Origin of the sequence: Promicromonospora sp. Populi, from assembly GCF_041081105.1 — a bacterium.
GTDB lineage: Bacteria > Actinomycetota > Actinomycetes > Actinomycetales > Cellulomonadaceae > Promicromonospora.
The window spans coordinates 4751399-4774876 of the sequence record NZ_CP163528.1 but is presented as its reverse complement, the minus strand read 5'-3'; the positions used below and the strand labels follow the sequence as shown (position 1 = coordinate 4774876).

At 71.3% G+C, this 23478-nt stretch carries 24 protein-coding genes; 7 read left to right on the top strand and 17 right to left on the bottom strand.

Annotated elements, in window-relative coordinates; genetic code table 11:
• Positions 1-69 precede the first annotated feature (69 nt).
• The gene (locus AB1046_RS21620) at positions 70-525 is read left to right on the top strand and encodes a SufE family protein (protein WP_369371344.1); all 456 of its coding nucleotides are present in this window, start codon (positions 70-72) and stop codon (positions 523-525) included.
• On the opposite strand, the gene metG is transcribed toward AB1046_RS21620, so the two are convergent.
• Together metG and AB1046_RS21610 are read right to left on the bottom strand one after the other, a co-directional pair.
• Positions 522-2243: a methionine--tRNA ligase gene (gene metG / locus AB1046_RS21615; RefSeq protein WP_369371343.1), complete on the bottom strand. Its 1722-nt coding sequence runs from the start codon at positions 2241-2243 to the stop codon at positions 522-524. The genes AB1046_RS21620 and metG overlap by 4 nt on opposite strands.
• A gap of 75 nt (positions 2244-2318) precedes the next feature.
• Complete coding sequence (locus AB1046_RS21610; protein ID WP_369371342.1) at positions 2319-3284, bottom strand: hypothetical protein; 966 nt, start codon at positions 3282-3284, stop codon at positions 2319-2321.
• Between the two features lie 176 nt (positions 3285-3460).
• Between AB1046_RS21610 and AB1046_RS21605 the strand changes: the two genes are divergently transcribed.
• The 3 genes from AB1046_RS21605 (at position 3461) to AB1046_RS21595 (ending at position 5700) form a co-directional block, all read left to right on the top strand.
• Positions 3461-4624: a methyltransferase gene (locus tag AB1046_RS21605; RefSeq protein ID WP_369371341.1), complete on the top strand. Its 1164-nt coding sequence runs from the start codon at positions 3461-3463 to the stop codon at positions 4622-4624.
• Between the two features lie 315 nt (positions 4625-4939).
• Positions 4940-5161: a hypothetical protein gene (locus AB1046_RS21600; RefSeq protein WP_369371340.1), complete on the top strand. Its 222-nt coding sequence runs from the start codon at positions 4940-4942 to the stop codon at positions 5159-5161.
• Between the two features lie 146 nt (positions 5162-5307).
• A complete protein-coding gene (locus AB1046_RS21595) occupies positions 5308-5700 on the top strand; it encodes a BlaI/MecI/CopY family transcriptional regulator (protein ID WP_369371339.1) in 393 nt (130 codons plus the stop codon).
• An 18-nt stretch (positions 5701-5718) separates the two neighbouring features.
• Here AB1046_RS21595 and AB1046_RS21590 read toward each other — a convergent pair whose 3' ends face one another.
• The 4 genes from AB1046_RS21590 to AB1046_RS21575 all read right to left on the bottom strand — a co-directional run bounded on the left by AB1046_RS21590 (position 5719) and on the right by AB1046_RS21575 (position 9335).
• Positions 5719-6333 (bottom strand): DUF5134 domain-containing protein, encoded by a 615-nt coding sequence (locus AB1046_RS21590; protein WP_369371338.1) that lies wholly within the window; start codon positions 6331-6333, stop codon positions 5719-5721.
• A gap of 83 nt (positions 6334-6416) precedes the next feature.
• Positions 6417-7877, bottom strand: a complete 1461-nt coding sequence (locus AB1046_RS21585; protein WP_369371337.1) for a PepSY-associated TM helix domain-containing protein — start codon at positions 7875-7877, stop codon at positions 6417-6419.
• Between the two features lie 112 nt (positions 7878-7989).
• Entirely contained in the window at positions 7990-8679 is a 690-nt protein-coding gene (locus AB1046_RS21580; protein ID WP_369371336.1) for a hypothetical protein, read from the bottom strand.
• Between the two features lie 47 nt (positions 8680-8726).
• The gene (locus AB1046_RS21575) at positions 8727-9335 is read right to left on the bottom strand and encodes a TIGR03086 family metal-binding protein (RefSeq protein ID WP_369371335.1); all 609 of its coding nucleotides are present in this window, start codon (positions 9333-9335) and stop codon (positions 8727-8729) included.
• Between the two features lie 51 nt (positions 9336-9386).
• Here AB1046_RS21575 and AB1046_RS21570 point away from each other — a divergent pair, with 51 nt between their 5' ends.
• A complete protein-coding gene (locus AB1046_RS21570; RefSeq protein WP_369371334.1) occupies positions 9387-9818 on the top strand; it encodes a MarR family winged helix-turn-helix transcriptional regulator in 432 nt (143 codons plus the stop codon).
• A gap of 242 nt (positions 9819-10060) precedes the next feature.
• Positions 10061-10834, top strand: a complete 774-nt coding sequence (locus AB1046_RS21565; protein WP_369371333.1) for a DUF4118 domain-containing protein — start codon at positions 10061-10063, stop codon at positions 10832-10834.
• 61 nt (positions 10835-10895) lie between these two features.
• On the opposite strand, the gene AB1046_RS21560 is transcribed toward AB1046_RS21565, so the two are convergent.
• The 11 genes from AB1046_RS21560 to AB1046_RS21510 all read right to left on the bottom strand — a co-directional run bounded on the left by AB1046_RS21560 (position 10896) and on the right by AB1046_RS21510 (position 22877).
• Positions 10896-11588, bottom strand: coding sequence for a response regulator (locus tag AB1046_RS21560; protein ID WP_369371332.1), 693 nt, complete (start codon positions 11586-11588; stop codon positions 10896-10898).
• 39 nt (positions 11589-11627) lie between these two features.
• A complete protein-coding gene (locus tag AB1046_RS21555; RefSeq protein WP_369371331.1) occupies positions 11628-12548 on the bottom strand; it encodes a sensor histidine kinase in 921 nt (306 codons plus the stop codon).
• Positions 12470-14188 (bottom strand): DUF4118 domain-containing protein, encoded by a 1719-nt coding sequence (locus AB1046_RS21550; protein ID WP_369371330.1) that lies wholly within the window; start codon positions 14186-14188, stop codon positions 12470-12472. Before AB1046_RS21550 ends, AB1046_RS21555 begins: the two co-directional genes overlap by 79 nt.
• Before the next feature lie 25 nt (positions 14189-14213).
• Positions 14214-14858 (bottom strand): potassium-transporting ATPase subunit KdpC, encoded by a 645-nt coding sequence (kdpC, locus tag AB1046_RS21545; protein ID WP_369371329.1) that lies wholly within the window; start codon positions 14856-14858, stop codon positions 14214-14216.
• Between the two features lie 33 nt (positions 14859-14891).
• Positions 14892-17066, bottom strand: a complete 2175-nt coding sequence (kdpB, locus tag AB1046_RS21540) for a potassium-transporting ATPase subunit KdpB (RefSeq protein ID WP_369371328.1) — start codon at positions 17064-17066, stop codon at positions 14892-14894.
• Positions 17063-18742: a potassium-transporting ATPase subunit KdpA gene (gene kdpA / locus AB1046_RS21535; RefSeq protein WP_369371327.1), complete on the bottom strand. Its 1680-nt coding sequence runs from the start codon at positions 18740-18742 to the stop codon at positions 17063-17065. The genes kdpB and kdpA overlap by 4 nt, the downstream gene beginning before the upstream one ends.
• Positions 18743-18749: 7 nt before the next feature.
• Positions 18750-18842 carry a K(+)-transporting ATPase subunit F gene (kdpF, locus tag AB1046_RS21530; RefSeq protein ID WP_020016455.1) on the bottom strand — a complete coding sequence of 31 codons (93 nt, stop codon included), beginning with the start codon at positions 18840-18842 and terminating at the stop codon, positions 18750-18752.
• A 211-nt stretch (positions 18843-19053) separates the two neighbouring features.
• The gene (locus AB1046_RS21525; RefSeq protein WP_369371326.1) at positions 19054-19896 is read right to left on the bottom strand and encodes a TIGR03620 family F420-dependent LLM class oxidoreductase; all 843 of its coding nucleotides are present in this window, start codon (positions 19894-19896) and stop codon (positions 19054-19056) included.
• Between the two features lie 170 nt (positions 19897-20066).
• Complete coding sequence (locus AB1046_RS21520) at positions 20067-20495, bottom strand: zf-TFIIB domain-containing protein (protein WP_369371325.1); 429 nt, start codon at positions 20493-20495, stop codon at positions 20067-20069.
• 64 nt (positions 20496-20559) lie between these two features.
• Complete coding sequence (locus AB1046_RS21515; RefSeq protein ID WP_369371324.1) at positions 20560-21756, bottom strand: hypothetical protein; 1197 nt, start codon at positions 21754-21756, stop codon at positions 20560-20562.
• Positions 21757-21758: 2 nt separating this feature from the next.
• The gene (locus AB1046_RS21510; RefSeq protein ID WP_369371323.1) at positions 21759-22877 is read right to left on the bottom strand and encodes an SPFH domain-containing protein; all 1119 of its coding nucleotides are present in this window, start codon (positions 22875-22877) and stop codon (positions 21759-21761) included.
• Positions 22878-23091: 214 nt separating this feature from the next.
• On the opposite strand from AB1046_RS21510, the gene AB1046_RS21505 reads away from it, so the two are divergent.
• Entirely contained in the window at positions 23092-23475 is a 384-nt protein-coding gene (locus AB1046_RS21505) for a universal stress protein (RefSeq protein ID WP_369371322.1), read from the top strand.
• The last annotated feature ends 3 nt before the right edge of the window (positions 23476-23478 follow it).

Below are 23478 nucleotides of genomic sequence, written 5' to 3'. Positions count from 1 at the left end.
CCTACCAGACCCGCGAGGAGCTCGGCGCGATCTACCCGGCCGGACGACGAGCGGTGGCAGGATGAAGAGATGAGCACCAACGACGTCGACCTGCCCGAAGCCCTCGCCGAGCTGCGGGAAGCCTTCCTGGAGACGCCCGAGCGCGACCGCCTCCAGCTCCTGCTGGAGGTGTCGCAAGAGCTGCCGCCGCTGCCCGCCAGGTACGCGGACGCGCCGGAGCGGCTGGAACGGGTCCAGGAGTGCCAGTCCCCCGTCTACGCCTTCGCCGAGGTGGACGACGCCGGAGTGGTCGCCTTCTACGCGACCGCCCCGGAGGAGGCGCCCACCACGCGCGGCTTCGCGTCGATCCTGGCACAGGGCCTGACCGGACTCACGGCGCAGCAGGTGCTGGACGTGCCGGAGGACTTCCCGCTGCAGCTCGGCCTGACCAAGGTGGTCAGCCTGCTACGCCTGAACGGCATGGCGGGCATGCTGGCCCGCGCCAAGCGCCAGGTCCGGGAGCAGCTGGCGGCGGCCCAGGTCTAGGCCTCAGCGGCGCCGAAGCGGGTGCGGTACTCCTCCAGGTCCTCGTCAGTGATCTTGGCAAAGAGGACCGGGGGGACCGAGAAGGTCGTACCGGCGGGAACGGCGGAGAGCGACATCGCGCCCTCCGGGGTGACCCAGGTCGCGGCGTCGTCCTCCAGCGCGAAGACCCCCCGGAGTGTCGCGGCCGTCTCCGGGATGAACGGCTCCGAGACCACCGCATACAGGTGGATCAGGTTCATCGCGGTGCGCAGCGAGACCGCCGCGGCGTCGGGATCAACCTTGACCTGCTTCCACGGCTCCTTCTCGACCAGGTAGGCGTTGCCGGCCGACCACAGGGCGCGCAGGGCATTCGCGGCCTTGCGGTACTGCAGGGCCTCCATGTGCTCCTCGAGCTCCGCGAGGAGCCGGGCCACCTCCGCACCGAGCTTCTCCTCGGCCGCACCCGGCTCGCCGCCCGCCGGGACGGCGTCGCCGAACCGCTTGGCGGAGAACGTCAGGACCCGGTTGACGAAGTTGCCGAGCGTGTCGGCCAGGTCCTTGTTCACCGTCCCGGCGAAGTGCTCCCAGGTGAACGAGGAGTCGTCGGACTCGGGTGCGTTCGCGACGAGGAAGTAGCGCCAGTAGTCGGCCGGCAGGATCTCCAGCGCGGCGTCGGTGAAGATGCCCCGCTTCTGCGACGTCGAGAACTTGCCGCCGTAGTAGGTGAGCCAGCTGAAGCCCTTGACGTAGTCGACCATCGTCCACGGCTCGCGGACGCCGAGCTGCGTGGCGGGGAACATCACCGTGTGGAACGGGACGTTGTCCTTGGCCATGAACTGCGTGTAGCGGACGTCGTCGGCCTGGTACCACCAGGACTTCCAGTCCCGGGCCGCACCGGCGCCCGAGCCGGCGTCGGCCCATTCCTGGGTGGCGCCGATGTACTCGATCGGGGCGTCGAACCAGACGTAGAAGACCTTGCCCTCGGCCGCGAGCTCGGGCCACGTGTCGGCCGGGACCGGCACGCCCCACTCCAGGTCGCGCGTGATCGCGCGGTCGTGCAGGCCCTCGGCGAGCCACTTGCGTGCGATCGACGTCGACAGCAGCGGCCAGTCCGTGCCGTTCTTGTCGATCCACGCCTCGACCTCGCCCTGCAGCTTCGACTGGAGCAGGAACAGGTGCTTGGTCTCGCGCACCTCCAGGTCGGTGGAGCCGCTGATCGCCGAACGGGGGTCGATCAGGTCCGTCGGGTCCAGCACGCGGGTGCAGTTCTCGCACTGGTCGCCGCGCGCCCGGTCGTAGCCGCAGTGCGGGCACGTGCCCTCGACGTAGCGGTCGGGCAGGAACCGGCCGTCGACCGGCGAGTACACCTGCCGGATCGCGCGCTCCTCGATGAAGCCGTTCTCCTGGAGGCGCCGCGCGAAGTGCTGGGTGGTCTCCGCGTTCTGCGGCGACGAGCTGCGCCCGAAGTGGTCGAACGAGAGCCCGAAGCCCTCGTAGATCTTCTTCTGCGTCTCGTGGGCCTGCGCGCAGAACTCCGCTACCGGCAGCCCCGCCGCGGCCGCCGCCAGCTCGGCCGGCGTGCCGTGCTCGTCCGTGGCGCAGATGTACAGCACGTCGTGGCCGCGCTGGCGCAGGTAGCGCGCGTAGACGTCGGCCGGGAGCATCGACCCGACCATGTTCCCCAGGTGCTTGATGCCGTTGATATACGGAAGCGCACTGGTGACAAGGTGGCGAGCCATCGCTGGATGCTCCAATTTGTAGGTTCTGGGTCCGACGGCGACGCGGAGCGCGCCGTCGTCCAAGCCTAGGTCTACTTAACGACCCTCGACGCGCTCGCGCAGCCACGGGATGCACGCCTCGGCCTGGACCCGCTGGAACGCCCGCAGGTGCGGGATGCCGGGCGGCGGATCGAGCAGCGAGTTGTGCGCGAAGTAGGCGGTCAGCACCGCCACATAGACGGTGACCGCCTCGGGGTCGGCGTCGGCCGGCAGGGGCGTCCGGTCCAGGACCTCCTGCGGGGTGGGCCCGCCCGCGGCGCGCACGGCCGGCAGCATGCCGGTCTGGTCCACGAACGACGCGCCGTGCGAGGCATACGGCCAGTCCACGGCCACCGCTTCCTCGGCCCCACCAGGCCGCCGGACGACGAGCGCGTTGTCAGCCCGCAGGTCGGCGTGCACCAGGTGCGGGCCTGCAAACGCCTCGAACTGCCGCTCGGGGGCAGCGATCTTCGCGATCCGGTCGAGGTTCGCCACGAGCCAGGGGTCGTAGGTCACCAGGCCCGCGGGCCTGGCGTCAGCCAGCAGGGCGGCCTCCGGCCGGACCTCGTCGTTGAAGGCGGGGAACACACCGTCGGGCCGGACCTCGTGCTCCGCGATGCGGCGGGCGAGGTGCTGGAGGCGGTCGAGGTCGGCCAGGTCCCACGGCTCGGTCCGGGCCGCCCGCCCGTGGACGGCGTCGGCCGCGATGACCACCCACGCGCGGTCCGCCACCTCGGGGTCGGGCAGCTCCAGGATCCACCGGAACGCGGGCGCGGGGACGCCGTCGGGCAGCGCGCCGGCGCGTGCCGCCTCCTCGCGGTGCAGGCGAGCCGACACCTCGTATTCGGTCGAGGCGACCTTGATGAACACACCGCCCGACGGCGACTCCAGCGTGAGCGCCCAGCCCGGCGAGTACCCGCCGTCGTGCGACGCCCAGGACGTGACCGGACCGCCCAGCTTTGCGACGACGGCGTCGCGGACGTGGGCGGGCAGGTCGGGCCAGGTGGGTCGAACGCGGGTCATGCGGCGATCATGCCAACTGCCTGCGGGGCCTGACGAGGGGAAATCGGCTGTGCCGTGGCTCTCGTTGCACCTCCCGGGCGTCGAGCCCGTGGGAGGATGCAGACACGTGATCCTGCCGTACTCCGGTTCGAAGCGTCGCTTGCTCAAGCACCTTCGATCCACTCCAGGAGTACGTCATGTCTGTTGTCTCTGCTCTCTCGGCTGTCCGCTGGACCGAGAACGGAACACCCTTCTCCGCACCCTGGCACTCCGAGAACGAGGCCCCCGTGCCGGCGCGCGTTGTCGCCGTCGACGATCGCACCACGGCGAAGGCCGCGTACCGCATGGCCCGGGAGGGCACCGGTCTGCTGTGGCGCGGCGACTTCCACAACGCCCGGCAGCTGCTGCGCGCGATGGACCGGCTGCACCAGCGTTCCCACCCCGTCCCAACCGCGGACGACGCGGCGACGCTGTTCCACCGGCATCGTGCGGCGCGCGCCAAGCGATCCGGGCTGCTCGGGCGACTGCTGGTTGTGCTCGAACCGGACCACTCCCTGGGACTACGCCGGGCGCCCGACGTACGGGAGGCGTGCGATCAGGCGTACGGCTTGGTCGACGGCGACCCGGCTGCTGCCGACGACGGCACGTGTGTCTCGCTCACCGAGCTCGTAGGTGTGCTCAGCGCCTACGAGTGGCACAAGCGGGGCGTCGAGATCGGCGCGTTGGGCGCGCGCATCCATCCCGCGTACGGCGTTTTCTCGCCGGTGCGCGGGGAGTACATCGACCTGGTCGCCAAGGCGCCGTTCCCCGACGACGCCGCGCCGCCCGTCGTCTTCGACCTGGGCACCGGGACCGGTGTGCTCGCCGCCGTCCTCGCCCGCCGCGGGGCGGGACGGGTGGTAGCCACCGATATCAACCCCCGCGCGGTGGCGTGCGCCCGCGAGAACATGCGCCGGCTCGGGCTTGCTGACCGAGTACAGGTCCGCGAGGCCGACCTGTGGCCGAGCGGGCGGGCCGATCTGATCGTCTGCAACCCGCCCTGGCTGCCCGCGCGCCCCACCTCGGCCCTGGAGCTCGGGATCTACGACCCCGACTCCGACCTGCTCCGCCGGTTCCTCGACGGGCTAGTCGATCATCTCAACCCGGCGGGTGAGGCCTGGCTCATCCTCTCCGACCTTGCCGAACACCTCGGGTTGCGGACCCGCGAGGAGCTCCTCGCCCGTTTCACCGCCGCCGGCCTGCGGATTGCCGGCCGGTCCGACACCGCCCCGCAGCACCCCCGCGCCACAGACACCGCGGACCTGCTCCATGAGGCACGACGACGTGAGGTCACATCGCTGTGGCGGCTGGTGCGGGGCTGATCAGTCACGTGAGGGCGCGGCCCTTGCCCCCGCGATGCGCCGCACCGCCTCGTGCAGCCGGTCCGGGGTGTTCGCGGCGTACCCGATCACCAGCCCGGGCGGCCCGGTGCCGGGGCCGGTCGTGTGGCTGGGTGTGGGGGTGGTGGTGCTCGGCGTCGTGCTGGGGATACGCGGCTCGGGCGCGCCGGATCACAGAATATCTTGACGTCTTGTAGAGATATACCTGACCCTCATAGAGGGCAGCACGCGAGCCCAAGGCCAGTTATTTCCACGTCCATGCACGTACATACACGTCCCATGCAGAGGAGACAACCGATGAGCGACAACCCTCAGCTTGTTCATGTGGCCACGTTCTGCGGCAAGTGCGACTGCGGCTGCCCGGAGCTGTTCGTCGACCCGACCGCCGAGCCGTTGAAGCGGATAGTGATCACCGACGACTTCGGGCAGCGGATCCAGATGAGCCAGGACCAGCTCGAAGACCTGGTGGAGCAGGCCCGGAGCGGCGCGCTCGACGTGCTGGCGCCGCTGCCGGCCTGACGCGCCGGCTCTAGATCCGTCGGGCTCCGTCCGGCTCCGTCCGGCTCCGTCCGGCTCCGTCCGGCTCGCCGGGCGACAACGCAGGTGGCCGTCCGCTTCCGGGCGGGCGGCCGCCCGTGGAGTAGGGTCCTGCCCAGGAGGGCAATATGTCTGGCAGGACTCGCGAGCGTGGTCAGCTCGAAGCGGAGGTCATGCGCATCCTCTGGGACCACGAGGGCGCGATCGGAGCGCGAGTGATCCAGGAGGGGTTCGGGGACGGTCATGTCCCGGCGTACACAACCCTCCTGACGGTGCTCGACCGCCTCCAGAAGAAGGGCGAGGTGGTCCGGGTCGCCGCGTCCCCCCGGAAGGTCCGCTTCCGCCCCACCCGGTCGGACGGCGAGCGCGCGGGAGCGGCGATGCTCTCCGCGCTCGAAGGCAGCGGCGACCGCGAGGAAGCGCTGCTCCGGTTCGCGGACCACCTGACCGCTAGGGACGTCGAGATGCTGCAGCGTGCGCTGCGACCGCGGCAGGTTCTGGGACGGCGACAGGCGGGCTGAGCCCACGCCGGCCAACCGCTAGCCGCTCAGCATGAGCCCGCACATGGCGACCATCCCGAGGCTCATGAGGGCACTCGCGACGTGATCGGCGCCGTTCCGGTCCCAGACCGAACCGCGCTCGCGCAGATGCCGCGAGAGGTACACGAGGAACAGGGCGCCACCGACCAGGAGCGCCGCGGCGAGCAGCACTCCCGCGCCCGTGGTCCAGGAGCCCAGCGGCGCGGCGTGCGCGCCGTGGCCCGCGTGCCGCATCTGGCTCATGACCGCCACCGCCCACACCATGGCCAGCATCATGACGGCATGCGCAGCCTGAGCCGGAGCGTCCCGGTGGTGGCAGCACAGCTGCCGCCGGTCCCCGGCCGCGCCACGGGGTAGCGCGTCGCCCGCGTACCACCCCGCTGCGGAAGCGAAGAAGACCGCTCCCACAGCGAAGAATCCGAGCTGCGAGAGCGTTGGTATCTGCGCCCACCACGGCCACACCATGGCCACCATGTCGAGGTTCATGCCCAGGTGGAACAGGTAGCCCAGCCCTACGAACACCTGCCGGGCAGTGGCGAGGCGCCACACGGAGTGAGCGCTCAGGGCGGCGAACACACCCGCCACCGCCCACTGCACGACCGGGTCCGACGGCACTGGCGCCCCCTGCGTTCTCCACGATGCACGACGTAGCAAGAACAGTGGCCAAACCGCCGCGACGCTACCACATCATGTAGAGATCACGGTGATACGGAGCTCCCGTCCCGCCGCGCCTGGTAGGCACCCACGAGCACGTCGAGCACGACGAACCCAGCGAGGGTGTACCCGACCAGCGGCAGGAACCACCCGATCCCGACGGCGACCGCGACGACGGCCGCCAGGCCCCACCACGGGGCGCCGCGCAGCGCCCCACGCCGCGGCGCTGGACCGGCAAGACCGCGCGGCTCGCGGGTCGGCCGCCGCTTCCACCACATCGTGTACCCGAGCACCACCATGGCGCCGATACCCAGGGCGAGCACAAACAGCACCAGCTGGTTGGCCAGGCCGAACAGGAGACCCATGTGGAGGTCGATGCCCCACGTCGTGAGCTTGGCGGGCAGCGAGAACTCCGCGAAGTCGGTGCGGTGCACCACCTGCATGGTGGTCCCGTCGACAGCGACGGAGTCGCCCGCCGTCGGGTAGCTGCTCTTGTTCTCCTGCACCACCCACGCGGTGCCCGGCTCGGCCGGCGGCACGATCTCGACGTGCCCGGTGTTGACGTTGATGGCCTGGGCGGTGGCCAGGACGGCGTCGAAGGTCGCGGGGTCCGTGACGCCGGCCGGGTCGGGCGTCGTACCCCCGTGGCCAGCGTGCTCCCCGCCCTCGTCGGACTCCTCGGCCGCCAGGCTCGTGTCCAGGGACGGGGTGAGCCAGCCGAGCGTGGTGCGCAGGTCGCCGACGTTGGCGCCGGCGTGCTGGGACCAGGTGATCCCGGTGATGGACAGGAACACGGCGGCCAGCACCACCGTCGCGCCGATGGTGGTGTGCCAGGACAGCAGGCGCCGGTAGCCGGTCTGCCGCGGCTTCGGTCGGACGACGCCGGTGCGACGGCGGGCCGCGCGGAGCCGGTTGATCCACAGCACGAGCCCCACCGTCGCGACGATCCCGAGCCAGGACGCCGCGAGCTCGCTGTATAGCCGCCCCGGATCCCCGAGGTGCAGGCTCCGGTGCAGGTTGGAGACCCAGCTGCGCAGCGGCAACGAGCCGCTGGAGCCGTAGCTCGTCAGGTCGCCGCGGACCTCCCCGGTCCCGGGGTCGACGAAGACGGCGCGGGACTCGCTCGACCCCAGGCCGTCCTGGCTGAACAGGATCCGGGTGGTGTCGCCCGGCTCGGGTGCGGGGCGCACCGCGGTGAGCGCGACGCCGGCACCTACGTGGGCCTGGGCGGCCTCGACCTGCTCGGCGAGACTCACCCGCGTGTCGGTGACCGGGGCGTGCAGCTCGCGGTCGTAGACCACCTGCTCCAGCGCGGGAGCCAGCGCGTAGAGGGCGCCGCTGGTCGCGGCGACCAGGATGAACGGGCCCACCAGGAGGCCGGCGTAGAAGTGCAGGCGCCGCAGCAGCGCGCCGAACCACGGTCTACGGCCGGGGCGGGGCGGCGAGGGGTCGCCGTCGGCGGGCAGGCTGGACGTGGAGGTGGAGGTGTCGAGGGTTTCGGTCATGGCGGGGCCTCATTCAAAAGGAGGGGGGCACACATCGGTCCCACCCGTCACGCAGGACGGGCGCAGGCAGCGCACGAGCACAGGTGAAGCGCTCGTGACGCAGAACTAGAACTCAGACCGCATGCAGTGCGGGAGGCCCCCTGCGCCGCAGCGGAGTGAGCTGCGGGCCCGGGTGGAGCGGGCGGAAGGTCGCGGCGACCACGCCCGGGAGTGCCGGAAGAACGACGGCGGCGACCTCGTCGGCGAACCTCAGCCCGCGCAGCAGCCAGGCCGCCGTCCGGTCCGCCAGCGCGCGCAGGCGCAGCAGCATCAGCTCGCCGCGATACAGGACGACGACGGTGGCCACCGCCGCGACGGCGTGCCAGACCCACATCGTGACGTCGGCATGCACCATCTCGGCCATCTGCCCCGACTGCTGGCCGGGGAGCTGCGCCGACGTCGTCGACCTGGTCATACCCGCGTGCGCCGCGTGCAGGCCCGATGACGCCGTCGCGGGGCCCCTGGGCGTGCCCAGCACGAACAGCACGTGGAAGAAGACCTGGCTCACCACCACCGAGGCCGACAGCCTGGGCAGCGACAGGTGCTGAGCGGACCACGCCATGCACACCGGCAGCGACAGGGCCAGCGGGACGACGATGCCCAGAGCGCCGGGCATCTCGCCGCCACCGGCGACGTGGGACAGCAGCGCGACCAGCGTCGCCGACGACGCCGCGAGGACACCCCGGAGCGCACGCGCACGCGTGCGGCCCGACTGGTCCTCGGCTCGCTGCATCCGGTCGTTCTCCTGTCCCGGTGGGCTCATGCGCGCCGCCGAGAGAGGCAACGCCATGGCCAGGCTCGACGCGAAGCCTAGTGGGCGTCGTCGGCCCGTGACCAGGCCTGCTGCGGGTCCCGGCCCAGGAGGCGCAGGGCGTCGAACCAGGGGTCGGTACCGGTTTCGGTCAGCGGTTCCGCGAAGACACCCGGCGACCCGCCGGGCCTGCTCGCGATCTTGCGCGCGTAGTCGAGGACGAAGTCCGCGACGGTCTCGTTGGGCCGGTAGGTGTCGCCGAGCGCGGTGGCGACGTCCCAGGCGTGGACGGCGGCATCGAGGAGCTGCATCCCGAGCGCCATCGCGGCCGGTACCTGGATGTCGAACTCGGCGAGGTGGACCGTGGCGCCCTCGTCGGCCTGCCCGAACGCGGCACGCAGCGCCGCGGCAGACGCGTCCCACTCGGCGACGGCGTTCGCCGGGGTGATGTCCGGGCCGGCATAGGCCGCCTCCTCCGCGTCGCCGGCGGCGACGGCGGTGGCGAAGCCGAGGTTCTGGCCGACCATGTGCGACAGGAGGTCCGCGAGATCCCAGCCGACGCACGGTGTGGCGAGACCGAGGTCGCCCTGAGCCGCGCGTTCGACGAGCAGGCCGGTGTCGGCGAGTGCACCGTCGTGCAGAGCGAGCGTTTCCGAATAAGTAAGCATCCGTAGACGATACACCCGGGTAGATCGTATGGGCCCGGTTAGGATCGCCAGGTGGAGCGACCCGAGCTTGGCTACCTGCTGAACCGGCTGCTGCGGGTGGCGATCGCTCGCGAGGAGCCGATCCTGGAGCGCGCCGGGCTGAGGATGTGGGACTACGCGGTGCTCAGTGCCCTCACCGAGAACGACGCACCGACCCAGGCCCAGCTCGCAGCCGACGCCGGGCGCGACAAGACGCGGCTGATCGGCAACCTCGACCGGCTGGAGGAGCTCGGGCTCGTCAGCCGGGTACCGGATCCTGCGGACCGCCGAAACCGCGTCGTCTCGCTCACCGGCGAGGGACGACGGGTTCTCAAACGCTGCAAGGCCGAGATCCGCGAGATGGAGCGGGACCTGCTCCATGGCATCCCGGCCGGCGACCGCGCGGCCTTCGAGCGGTCGCTCACCGCGCTGGTCGAGTCGCTGGACGACGTCTCCGACCACTGAGGGCGACCGCTCGACTTCGGTCAGCAGTCGGGCAGATCTCCTGACTTCGGTCGGTTGCACAGCGGCTGATCTCACTTCGGCCGGTTGCCATGAGATCGGTCAATCAAACGACCGATCTCATAGCAAGCGACCGAAGTCACGGATGCGCTGGTGCAAGGGACCGAACTCGCCGGTCGCAGGTTCCAGCGCTCGCGTGGGATCACCGTGAGCGCCACCATGATGCGAGAGGTTAAGGAGCAGTGATGACCGAACTAGTCACAGCGTGGCCGCAAGCGGCGTGGTGGCGTCCGTCGGTGCGGGTGGCGGCGGTCCTTGCGCCGCTGCTGGCCTGCGCGATCTTGTCAACCGTCCGTGACGCTGTCACCGCCGCGACGTCGGTGCTGGTCCTGGTCGTGCTCGTGGTGGCCGCCGCGGCCACCGGTGACCGGCTGGCCGCCCTCCTCGCCGCCTTCTCGGCCGGCGCGTGGTTCGACTTCTTCCTCACCGAGCCGTACCTGACCTTCACCATCGACGACGCCGACGACATCGAGGCGACCGTCCTGCTCGTCGTGATCAGTCTTGTGGTGACCGAGATCGCCCTGTGGGGGTACCGGCAGCAGCGACGCGCGGCCCGGCACTCCGGCTATCTTGCGGGGGTGCTCGGCGCCGCGAGCGCGGCGGCCGACGGTCTGCCCAGAGAACAGGTGCTCGATCTCGTGGCACGTCAGATCACCGATGCGCTTGGCGCTGACGACTGCCGCTACGTCGTAGGCCCGGTGCGGGACGCGCGCAACGCCATCCTGGACCAGGACGGCGTGCTGAACCGGAACGGCCGTGCGGTCGATGTCGACCGGGTCGGCCTGCCGACCGACGAGTACGTCGCCGTCCTTGTGCGCCGAGGCCCCGAGGTCATCGGCCACTTCGTGGTCAACGCGACGTCGGGCACGGCCTTCCCGACCCGCGAGCAACGACTGATCGCCGTTCTCCTGGCTGACCAGGTCGCCGGTGTACGCGAAGAAGGAAAAGCTACGAGCTGACGCAGCAGGATCAGGCCGCGCCCAGCCGCGGACCGCCGTCGGCCAGTCAAGGCCGCCCGGCTCACTCCTCGAACCGGTATCCCGCCCCCGGGTTGGTCAGGATGTGGCGCGGGTGCGACGGGTCCTGCTCCAGCTTGCGCCGCAGCTGCGCCGTGTACACGCGCAGGTAGTTCGTCTCCGTCGAGTACGCCGGGCCCCAGACCTCGTGCAGCAGCTGCTTGCGGTCCACGAGCCGGCCACGGTTGCGCACCAGCACCTCCAGCAGCGCCCACTCGGTGGGGCTCAGCCGCACGTCCACGCCGGCGCGGGAGACCTGCCGCCGCGCCAGGTCGATCCGCAGCTCGCCCGCGACGACCACGGGCTCCTCCGCCTGGCCTGGTGCGGCCCGGCGCACCGCCGCACGCAGCCGCGCGAGCAGCTCGTTCATCGCGAACGGCTTGGTCACGTAGTCGTCGGCCCCGGCGTCGAGGGCGTCGACCTTGTCGTCACCGAGCTGCCGAGCCGAGAGCACCACAATCGGCACCCGGGTCCAGCCGCGGATTCCCTCGATGACGTCGAGGCCCGGCATGTCGGGCAGGCCCAGGTCGAGCAGCACCACGTCCGGCCGAGCCGAGGCCACCGCGTCCAGCGCGGCCGCACCCGTCGGCGCGGCAGTCACGTCCCACCCGTGCGCACGCAGGTTGATGGCCAGGGCACGGGCCAGCGCGGCGTCGTCGTCGACCACGAGCACGCGGTTGCCCGCCCCCGATCGCACGCCCCCGTCATCCGGCTCACCGATCACTGGTCCATCCCATCACGACTGGTCCGTCCCATCACGCCATGCCTCGTCGCGCGGCACGGTGAGCACCATCGTCAGGCCCCCGCCCGGTGTGTCCTCGGCAGTGATCCGGGCGCCGACGGCGGTCGCGAGCCCCGACGCGACCGCCAGCCCGAGGCCCAGGCCTCCTCCGCTCGTGTCGTCAAGCCGCTGGAACGGCTCGAACATGGTGGCCTTGCGGTCGTCGGGCACGCCCGGCCCGCTGTCGGCCACGCGCAGCTCCACCGCGTCACGCGACGCGGAGGCCGTGAACAGCACCTTGGTGCCAGGCGGGGAGTACCGCACCGCGTTGGAGACGACGTTCTCCACCACCCGCTCGAACAGGCCCGGGTCGGTGTGCACGAGCGGGAGGTCCTCGGGCACGTCGAGCGTCAGCTCGGCAAGCCACGGCTCGACGGCGATCGGCACCACCTCCTCCAGCGACGCGGCGCGCAGGGCCGGCCGGACGGCCCCGGTCTGCAGGCGGGACAGGTCCAGCAGGTTGCCGATCAGCCGCTCCAGCCGGTACGTCGAGTCCGCGATGGTGGCCGTGAGGATGTCCCGGTCCTCCACATCGAGCTCGACGTCGGGCGACGAGAGACCGTCCACCGCCGTGCGGATCACCGCGAGCGGGGTCCGCAGGTCGTGCGAGACGGCGGCGAGCAGTGCGGTGCGCGTACTTTCGGTGCGCTCCAGCACCTCGGCCTGGGCGGCCTGCTCACGGAGCCGCCGGTGCTCCAGCACGATGCCTGCCTGCGCACCGAACGCCTCGACCACCTGCCGGTCGCTCGCCGGGAGCACCCGCCCCGCAAGGACGAGGCGGTGCCGCTCGTCGATCGCTACCTCGGTGACGGCGCCGTCCGACTCCGGGCCGGCCGGGCACCAGAACCAGTGCCCGATCCCGCATCGGTGACCCACCGCTCGTGCGCCACCACGGTCCACGGCGCACGATCGTCGTCGCGCTCCTCGAGCCGCACCTCCGCCATCGCAAACGTCTGCGCGAGGCGCTGCACGATCGCCTGCGCCGTGTCCTGACCCGACAGCACCGAACGCGACAGCGCCGCGAGCGTGGACGCCTCCGCGCGCGCCCGGTACGCCTGGGTGGTGCGCCGCGCGGCCAGGTCGACGACCGAGGCGACGGCGACCGCAACCACGATGAACACCGCCAGGGCGAGCACGTTCTCCCCCTCCGCGATGGTCAGGCGGCCCACCGGCGCAGCGAAGAACCAGTTGAGGCACAGGTTGGACACGACCGCCGCAGCGACCGCGGGCCACAGCCCACCGATCAGCGCCACCCCGACAACACCCGCCAGGAGCAGCATGGCGTCCGTCGCGAACGCCGCCTCGTTCCGACCGATCAGCAGCAGGGCGGACGTCAGGACCGCGGGCACCACCAGAGCGGAGACCCAGCCCGCCACCCGGCGCTTCGGAGACAGCGACGAGTACCGCGAGCGCGTGCCCACGCCGATGCGCGCCTGCTCGTGCGTCACCAGGTGCACGTCGATCGCACCGGACAGCCGCGCGATCTCCGCGCTGGACGACCCGAGCAGCGCCTGCCGCCACACCGGGTGCCGGGACACACCCACCACGATCATCGTCGCGTTGACCCCGTGCGCGAAGTCCACGACGGCGGTCGGCACGTCCTCCCCCACCACCGTGTGGAAGGCCCCGCCGAGCGACTCCGCGAGCGCCCGGTGGGCGGCGATCGTGGCCGACGGCGTGGACGGCAACCCGTCCGTCGGCAGCACGTGCACCGCCAGCAGCTCGGTGCCGGCCGCCCGCTGCGCGATGCGTGCGGCCCGGCGCAGCAGCGTCTCCGTCTCCGGGCCGCCGGTGACGGCCACGACTATGCGCTCGCGGGCCGGCCAGGTGCCGCCGATCGCGTGGTCGGCGCGGTAGCGGGTCAGGGCGTCGTCGACGCGGTCGGCGAGCCACAGCAGGGCCAGCTCCCGCAGCGCGGTGAGGTTTCCGACGCGGAAGAACGACGACAGCGAGGCGTCGATCTGCTCGGCCCGGTAGACGTTGCCGTGCGCGAGCCGACGGCGCAGCTGCTCCGGGGAGAGGTCCACGAGCTGGATCTGGTCGGCCTCGCGGACCACCTTGTCGGGCACGGTCTCGCGCTGCCGCACCCCGGTGATGGCCTCGACGTCGTCGGTCAGTGATGCGAGGTGCTGCACGTTGACCGTGGTGACCACGTCGATGCCGGCGTCCAGCAGGTCGTGCACGTCCTGCCAGCGCTTGGCGTGCTGGGAGCCGGCGGCGTTGGTGTGCGCGAGCTCGTCCACGAGCGCCACCTCGGGCGCCCGCTCCAGCACGGCCGCGACGTCGAGCTCGGTGAGGGTGGTCCCGCGGTGCTCGACGAGCCGCCGCGGGATCATCTCCAGGTCGCCGATCCGGTCGATCGTCGCCGTCCGCCCGTGCGTCTCGACGAGGCCGATCACGACGTCGGTGCCTCGCGCGCGACGTCGGTGCGCCTCGTCGAGCATGGCGTAGGTCTTGCCCACGCCCGGAGCCGCCCCCAGGTAGACGGTGAGGCGGCCCCGGCGTCCGGTGGTCATGTCTTCAGTCTGCGGCATTTCTTCGTTACGGGGTCGGCGCACCGTCGTCCGCGGCGTCGAGGGCCAGGTTGAGCTCCAGGACGTTCACCCGTGGCTCGCCCAGCACACCCAGGTCGCGCCCGGCGGTGTGCTCGGCGACGGCCGCCTCGACGTCGGCCACGGACAGGCCGCGCGCCCGCGCGACCCGCGCCACCTGGATCGCTGCGTACTCGGGGCTGATCTGCGGGTCGAGGCCGGAGCCCGACGCCGTGACGGCGTCGGCCGGGACGTCGGCCGGGTCAACACCCTCCAGGGCGGCCACCGCGGCCTTGCGCTCCTCGATGGTGGCGACCAGGTCGGGGTTGAGCGGGCCCAGGTTGGACCCGGCGGAGGCGAGGGTGTCGTACCCGTCGCCCGCGGCGGACGGGCGCGGGTGGAAGTACTCCTCGCCCGTGAATCCCTGGGCGATGAGCGCCGAGCCCACGGCCTCGTCACGCGAGGTGGTGCGGGCGCCGTCGGACTGGACGAGCGAGCCGTCCGCCTGCCAGGGGAAGGCCACCTGCCCCACGCCCACCATCGCGAGCGGGTAGGCCAGCCCCAGCAGGAGGGTGAAGGCGATGAGCATCCGCAGCGCCGCCATGGACTGGCGAGTCAGCGCCGCGAGGTCGCTCGCCACTGTTGTTGTTGCCATCTGAGTTCCTTATCTGATGATGCGAGGGCTGGGCTACAGGCCCGGGAGCAGCGAGACGACGAGGTCGATGAGCTTGATGCCGATGAACGGCGCCACCAGCCCGCCGAGGCCGTAGATCAGCAGGTTGCGCGTGAGCAGTGACGAGGCCGACGCCGGCCGGTACCGCACGCCGCGCAGCGACAGCGGGATCAGGGCGAGGATGATCAGCGCGTTGAAGATGACGGCCGACAGGATCGCCGAGCTAGGGCTCGAGAGCTGCATGATGTTCAGCACGCCGAGCTGCGGGAACACCGTCACGAACATGGCGGGCAGGATCGCGAAGTACTTCGCGACGTCGTTCGCCACGGAGAACGTGGTCAGCGCACCGCGCGTGATGAGGAGCTGCTTGCCGATCTCCACGATCTCGATCAGCTTGGTGGGGTCCGAGTCGAGGTCCACCATGTTGCCCGCCTCCTTGGCGGCGGACGTGCCGGTGTTCATCGCGACGCCGACGTCGGACTGGGCGAGCGCCGGGGCGTCGTTCGTGCCGTCCCCGGCCATCGCGACGAGCTTGCCGCCCTCCTGCTCCCGCTTGATGAGCGCGAGCTTGTCCTCGGGAGTCGCCTCCGCCAGGACGTCGTCGACGCCCGCCTCCGCGGCGATGGCGCGCGCGGTCACCTGGTTGTCGCCGGTGACCATGACGGACCGGATGCCCATGGCGCGCAGCTCGTCGAACCGCTCGCGCATGCCCTCCTTGACCACGTCCTTGAGCCGGACGACGCCGAGCACCCGCGCCGGCGACTCACCCACCTGCTCCGCGACGACGAGCGGTGTGCCGCCCGCCCGGGAGACGGCGTCGACGTGCGACTCCAGCTCCGCGGTCTCCTTGCCGGAGACCTGCGCGCCGGTGCTCTGCACCCAGCGCTGCACGGCGCTGGCGGCGCCCTTGCGGATGTGGTGAAGCTGGGTGTGGCCGGCGCCGTCCGTGAGCGGCAGGTCGACGCCCGACATGCGGGTCTGGGCCGTGAACGGCACCAGCTCCGCGTCCAGCGGCAGCTCGTCGACCAGACCGTACTTACCGTCCACCAGCTCGACGATGCTGCGCCCCTCCGGGGTCTCGTCGGCCAGCGAGGCGAGGCGCGCCGAGACGGCCAGCTCACGCGGCGTCACGCTGCTCACCGGCAGCACCTCGGTGGCGCGCCGGTTGCCGTAGGTGATGGTGCCGGTCTTGTCGAGCAGCAGCACGTCGACGTCGCCAGCGGCCTCGACCGCGCGGCCCGACATCGCCAGCACGTTGCGCTGCACCAGCCGGTCCATGCCCGCGATGCCGATGGCGCTCAGGAGCGCACCGATGGTCGTCGGGATCAGGCAGACCAGCAGCGCCACCAGGACCAGCAGCGACTGCCGCGAACCCGAGTAGATGGCGAACGGCTGCAGCGTGGCGACCGCCAGCAGGAAGACGATGGTCAGCGACGTGAGCAGGATGTTCAGCGCCACCTCGTTCGGCGTCTTCTGCCGCTCGCTGCCCTCCACCAGGGCGATCATGCGGTCCACGAACGTGGACCCGGCGGGGGCCGTGATGCGCACGACTATCTGGTCGGACAGCACCACGGTGCCACCGGTGACCGCGCTGCGGTCGCCGCCGGACTCCCGGATGACGGGGGCCGACTCACCGGTGATCGCCGACTCGTCCACGGACGCGACCCCCTCGATGACGTCGCCGTCGCCCGGGATGGTCTCGCCGGCCACGACCACCACGACGTCGCCCACGCGCAGCGTGGAGGACGGCACCTCGACTGTGGGCAGCCGGTCGAGCCCCGATCCCCTCTCCAGGGCTTCCTGGGGGGCGTTGACCTTGCGTGCGGTCGTCTGCTTCTGCGTGGCGCGCAGAGTGGAGGCCTGCGCCTTGCCACGGGACTCCGCCACGGACTCCGCAAGGGTCGCGAAGAGCACGGTGGCCCACAGCCAGACCGCGATCCACCAGGCGAACACGTCCGGCTCGATGATCGCGAGCACCGTCGTGACGAGCGCGCCCACCTCGACCACAAACATGACGGGCGAGGTGTACAGCACGCGCGGGTCGAGCTTGCGCAGCGCGCCCGGGAACGCGGACCGTAGCTGCGTCCACGTCAGGGCGCGTGGCGCCGAACGCTTGGAGTGGTGCTGGATTCCACCGGACGCGGGCTCGTGGGTGGGGACGTCCGGGATGTTCCGGGTGTCGATGGTCATGACAGGGACTCCACGATGGGACCGAGGGAAAGAACGGGAATGAAGGTGAGTCCGACGACGACGAGCGCCACGGCGCCCACCAGGCCCACGAACAGCGGCTGGTGCGTCGGCAGGGTGCCCACGGTCGCGGGCACCGACTTCTGGCTCGCGAGCCGGCCGGCGAGGGCCAGCACGAGGGCGATCGGGATGAACCGCCCGGCCAGCATCGCCAGGCCCTGCGTCACCTCGTAGAACGGGGTGCCGGAGGTCAGGCCGCCGAACGCGGAGCCGTTGTTGTTCGCGGCCGACGCGTAGCCGTACAACACCTCGGACAGACCGTGTGGGCCGGGTTCCTGGATTCCCACGAGCCCCGGTTCGACGACGACGGCGACCGCCGTGCCCACCAGGATCAGCGCGGGGACCGTCAGCACGTACAGCGCGACGATCGTCATCTCCTGCCGGCCGATCTTCTTGCCCAGGTACTCGGGCGTGCGGCCCACCATGAGGCCCGCGATGAACACCGCGACCACGGCGAGGATGAGCATGCCGTACAGGCCGGCGCCCACCCCGCCCGGCGAGACCTCGCCCAGCAGGATGTTGAACAGGACCACCCCACCACCCGGTGCGGTGAACGAGTCGTGCATCGAGTTCACCGCACCCGTGGACGTCGCGGTCGTCGCGGCCGCGAACAGGGCGCTGCCTGCGAGCCCGAACCGGGTCTCCTTGCCCTCCATGGCGGCGCCCGCCGCTTGCGGCGCTGCGCCAGGCCCGGCCAGCTCGGCCCAGGTGGCGAGCGCTACCGAGACGATGAACAGGCCGCCCATGACACCGAGGATCGCCCAGCCCTGGCGCTTGTCGCCGATCATGAGGCCGAACGTGCGCGGCAGCGAGAACGGGATGAGCAGCAGCAGGAAGATCTCGAGGATGTTGGTGAACGGCGTCGGGTTCTCGAACGGGTGCGCGGAGTTCGCGTTGAAGGGGCCGCCGCCGTTGGTGCCGAGCTCCTTGATGGCCTCCTGGGAGGCGATCGGGCCGCCCAGCGCGTTCTGCGTGCCGCCCTCGACCGTGGTGATCGCGGTGTGCGGGTCCAGGTTCTGGATCACGCCCGCGGCGATCAGGACGATCGCCGCCAGCACGGAGATGGGCAGCAGGATCCGGAGCACACCGCGGGTCAGGTCGGACCAGAAGTTGCCGATGCGGGCGTCGGTCCCCGAGCGGGCGAAGCCGCGCACAAGGGCGATCGCGACCGCAAGGCCGACCGCGGCGGAGACGAAGTTCTGCACGGCGAGCCCGGCCATCTGCACCAGGTGGCCGGCGGCCGCCTCACCGGAGTACCACTGCCAGTTGGTGTTCGTGACGAAGCTGACCGCGGTGTTCCAGGCGCCGGCCGGGTCGAACGAGGTGAAGCCGAGGCTCCACGGCAGGTACTCCTGCAGGCGCAGCATCCCGTAGAGGAACAGGACGGAGACGAGCGAGAAGCCGAGCAGGGACATCAGGTACGTGGTCCAGCGCTGCTCAGCGTCCGGGTCGACGCGGACGGCGCGGTACCAGAGGCGCTCGACCCGCAGGTGCTTGGGGCTGGTGAAGGTGCGCGCCATGTAGGCGCCCAGCGGCGCGTGCACGGCGGCGAGGGCGGCGAGCAGCACGAGGATCTGTGCCACCGCTGGTAGAACGGAGTTGAGGGCCGTCGTGTTCACGTCCGGATCACCGCGTCCGGTCGGCGCGGATCAGCGCCACGAAGAGGTACACGAGGCCGGCGAGGGTGAGCACCAGGCCCACGGCGTCGAACGGGTTCACTTCCGCCTCCCCTGAGGGTTGGCGGACGACTCGTCGCGCGAGGAGGCGCGACGTGCCACGAGGGCCACCGCGACGAAGAACGCCACGGTCAGGAGAATGAAGGCCAGATCGGTCATGCCACTGGTCTACGCCGGTGCGCGACCGGTGGAGGTGGTCCTTGACGGAATGTTGACGCGGGCTGCGAGGACCCTGACGCCCCTCTGATGCCCGACTACCCCAGGAGGGCCGGGTCGGCCGCCACTACCGCGCGCGCGACCTCCATCGCCCCGGGCTGGTTGCCGTCGGAGAGCACGGACAGCGCCACGTGATCGGCTCCGGCGGCCAGGTGTGCCCGCACCCCGGCTGCGATCGTGTCGGCGTCGCCGATGATCGCCACCGCGTCAACGACGTTGTCGCTCACGCCGGTGATGTCGTCGTCGTCGAACCCCATGCGGCGCATGTTCATCGCGTAGCCGCCCACGTTCAGCAGGAAGCCCAGCGGCGCGCGGACGAGCCCGCGGGCGCGTTCGACGTCGGTGTCCAGCACCACCATCTGGTTGACCACCAGCGTCGCGTCCGGGCCGAGGACTCCCCTGGCCCACTCGGTGTAGCCGGGAGTCACCAGCAGCGTGATCGCGCCCGCCGCCCGGTCCCGCGCGATCTCCAGCTTGCGCGGACCGAGCGCCGCGATCAGGCGCCGTCCGGCGGGCACCGGAGGGTCGGCGGCATCGAGGCCGTCCAGGAACTCCCGCAGGGCGGCCAGCGGTCGCGCCGCCTGCTGCGGCCCGCCGAGGCCGGCGACGAGCCGGTGCGCCTCGTCGTCGTCGAGCCGGTCGTAGAGCCCGGTGACGTCCGCGAGCCCGTGGACGTCGAGCGAGAGGATCGCGGGTGCGACCGCCGCCTTCTTGGTCGCCCGCACCAGCTCGACCAGCGGTTCCAGCAACGCGAGCTGGCCGCCGGCCGCCCACAGCGTGGTGTAACCCAGCCGTTCGGCCTCCGCGGCCTGCTCGATGTGGGCCCCCTCGGCCGCCACATCGAGGACCAGCCCGATCGGTCCCAGCTCGAACTCGCTCATCGCGTCTCCCGTCGCAGTACGTCCTGTCTGCGGTGGACGCTAAGACCTCAAGCGTGGTTGAGGTCAAGCGTGGCGGTCTCACACAGCAAAGTCGGCAGTCTGCACCGAGGTCGGTCCAGCGCTGGACCGACCTCGGTGCAAACTGCCGACGTCACAGCAGAATGCCGACCTCAGAAGTCGAAGAGGTCCTCCAGGAAGGACTCCTTGCGCTTCTTCTTGTAGCGCGGGTCGTGCCGGCGGTCGCCGCTGTACGAGTCGTAGCGGCGGTCGCCGTCGTACCGCCGGTCGCTGTCGTAGCGGCGGTCGTCGTCGCGACGCCGGTCGTCGTACCGCGGGTCGTAGGCCGGCTGCGGGGAGCCGTAGGCCGGGCCGGCGTGCACCGGGTTCGGCGCGGGCGGAGCCTGCGGCGCGGGGGCTGCCGGGGCGACGGGAGCGCCCGGGCGGTTCTCCGCGGCGATCTCGTTCTCCACCGAGCGGTCGATCACCTTGTCGAGCTCACCACGGTCGAGCCACACGCCACGGCACGTGGGGCAGTAGTCGATCTCGATCCCCTTGCGCTCGGACATGACGAGCGTGGTCTGGTCGATGGGGCACAGCATCGTGAGGGTCTCCTTGCGGTCGTCGTCTGCTGGTCAGCCAACGGACGGGCCGGGTGTGCGGTTCCTAGACCACCGGATCCGAGTAGTAGCCCACGCTCTCACGGGTCACTGGATCTCCGCTGAGCGCGAGCTCCGAGTAGACCGAGCTTGCCGCGCCGCCGTCCTGCGCCGCCACCACCGCCCAGATGATGCCCGCGATCACGAGCAGCCCCGCGAGCACGGTGAGCGTGATCTTCCACGCCGACCACGGCCGCTCCCCCACGACCTCGGCCGTGCGCGCGTTGACCAGCACCTGGAACGGCTTGCCGCCGTACAGGTAGGTGGCGATCCACGCCGGCAGCAGCAGGAGCTTGTACGTCACGTCGGCGTAGCCGGTGTCCACGTGGTGCACCTGCTGTACGTCGCCGCCGATGTCCCGCACGCAGTCGTTCTCGATGACGGGCGCCATCTTGCGCTTGGCCACCTCCAGCCCGGCCTCCGGCTCGACGTCGTACCGCAGGGTCTCGTAGCCGGCGAGGTAGTCGGGCTGGTACGCCTGCGCCTTGTCCAGCGGCCACGGGCTGAGCTTGGCCAGGTGCTCCGGCATGACACGGGCCGTCCCGGTGACCAGCACGTCGTCGAAGTCCCGCGCCACCGTTCCCGACGCCGGGTACCAGGCGGTCTTCTGCACCTGCCGGGTCTGGGTCTGGCTCCGGCCCTCGGAGTCGGTGGTGGTGTACGTCTCCGTGACCCAGTAGTGCTCGCCGCGCTGCCCGGTGTAGTCGGACCGGGTGCGCGCGTCGAACGTCCAGTGCGGCAGGTAGACGCCGTGCGCCTGGTCGGCGGAGACCACCTTCTTCAGGGCCGACGGCGCGAACCACCGCGAGCGCACCCACTGCTGCAGGGCGCCCTGCATCGAGGCCCGGTCGACCTCGAAGGGCAGCACGGCCTCCGGCTCCACCAGCCCGAGGCTCTCCACCTCGGCCACCATCGGCGAGCCGCAGAACCCGCACTTCTGGGACAGGTGGTCGCTGGTCGTGATCGCGCCGCAGGTGCCGCACCGGTAGTCGTGCGTGGCGGGAGCCGCGGCGCGGGGCGTTGCGGCGAGCGTCGCGAAGTCGTGCTCGCGCACCTCCCGGGCGGGCGCGGCGACCTGCTGCGCGTGCCCGCAGTACGGGCAGGTCAGCGCGCCGGTACCGGCCACGTACTCGACGCTGGCCCCGCACTGCTCGCACGGATAGGCCCGGTGGGCGGTCTGACCACCGTCGGTGAGCTCCACCATCGTCAGACCTGCGGGAGCGGCGGCGGGGTGGCGCCGAGGTGCTTGGCGACGTCGGGCACGGACGATGCGGGCTCCCAGCCGGCCATGCCCGCGCGCCAGATCAGGGTGCCGGGCGTGAGGGTGCCCGCGGCGACCTGGCCCGCGAGTGCGGCGTCGTCGAACGGGCCGATCTGCGCACCACCGTTACCCAGGTACCAACCCGGCAGCGGCGGCGGGCCCGCCGCCGGAGCGGGGGCGGGAGCAGACTGGGTGGGCGGGACTATCGCGTTGCCCACCGACTGGCCCAGCCCCATGCCGATCACCGCGCCGGCGCTGCCCCCGCCCTCGGCCCCGCCCTCGGCCGCGGCCTCCATCGCCTCGCCCGCCTGGAACTGCTGGAAGGCGGCCATGCTGCCCACCGTCCCGGAGGAGACGATGCCCATGGACGTGCGCTTGTCGAGCGCCTCCTCGACCTCGGGCGGCAGCGAGACGTTCTCGATGACAAAGCTGGGTACGGCGATGCCCAGTTCAGCCAGCTCCTCGGTGAGGCGGGTCGCGAGCTGGTCGCCGAGGTCGCCGTGGTGGGCGGCGAGCTCGATCACGGGGATGCCGGACGAGGCGAGCACGCTCGCGACGTGGCTCACCACGTTCTGGCGCAGGTACTCGTGCACCTCGTCGGTGCTGAACCGCGAGTCGGTGCCGACCAGCTCGCGCAGGAGCTTCTGCGGGTCGCTGACCCGGGCGGCGAACGCGCCGAAGGCGCGCACCCGCACCATGCCCAGCTCCGGGTCCCGCATCATGATCGGGTTCTTGGTGCCCCACTTCATGTCGGTGAACTGCCGCCGGCTGACGAAGTACACCTCGGCCTTGAACGGCGAGTGGAACCCGTGCATCCAGCCCTTGAGCGTCGAGAGCACCGGCAGGTTCTGCGTCTCGAGCGTGTACGTGCCGGGCTCGAACACGTCGGCGATCTGGCCCTCGTTGACAAAGACGGCGGTCTGCGACTCGCGCACCACGAGCCGGGCGCCCATCTTGATCTCGTTCTCGTAGCGGGGGAACCGCCACACGATCGTGTCCCGGGTGTCGTCGAGCCACTCGACGATGTCAACAAGCTCGCCCTTGATCTTGTCCAGCAGGCCCATGACGTGCTCCCTGTTCTCTTACCCGGTCTCTCCTACCCCGAACGCCTGTCCGGAGACTGCAAGCACTCGGACCCTACAAGTCCGGGGCACCGGCACAAAGCAAAGTCGCGCGCGTCCCAGGTGGCAGCCAACGACCACCTGAGTTCCGGACATGTGAGAGAGTTTCACCGGCAGGGTGACAGCCCGGCGAACCTGTCCGGAGGTGCAAGGACCGATGACCGTCCTCGTCGCGTACAACGAGTCGCCCCAGGGTGAGGCCGCGATGCGCGCGGCGGTCGCCGAGGCGGTACGACGCCGGCAGGAGCTGGCCGTCCTCGTGCTCACGCCGCAGGCGGACACGAAGGTCCCCGCGGCGCTGGCGCACCTGCTCGACTCCGTCCCCGGCACCGTCTCCGTAGCGCCGATCACGTTCCGCGCCGAGCAAGCCGACGTCGCCGACGCGATAGTCGACCAGGCCGAGGCCGTCTCCGCGGACCTGGTGGTCATCGGCTCGCGCAAGCACTCCACGGTGGGCACGTTCCTGGTGGGTGCGACGACGCAGCGGGTGCTGCTCGACTCCCCCGCACCCGTGCTGGTGGTCAAGGCAAGCTACGCCTGATCA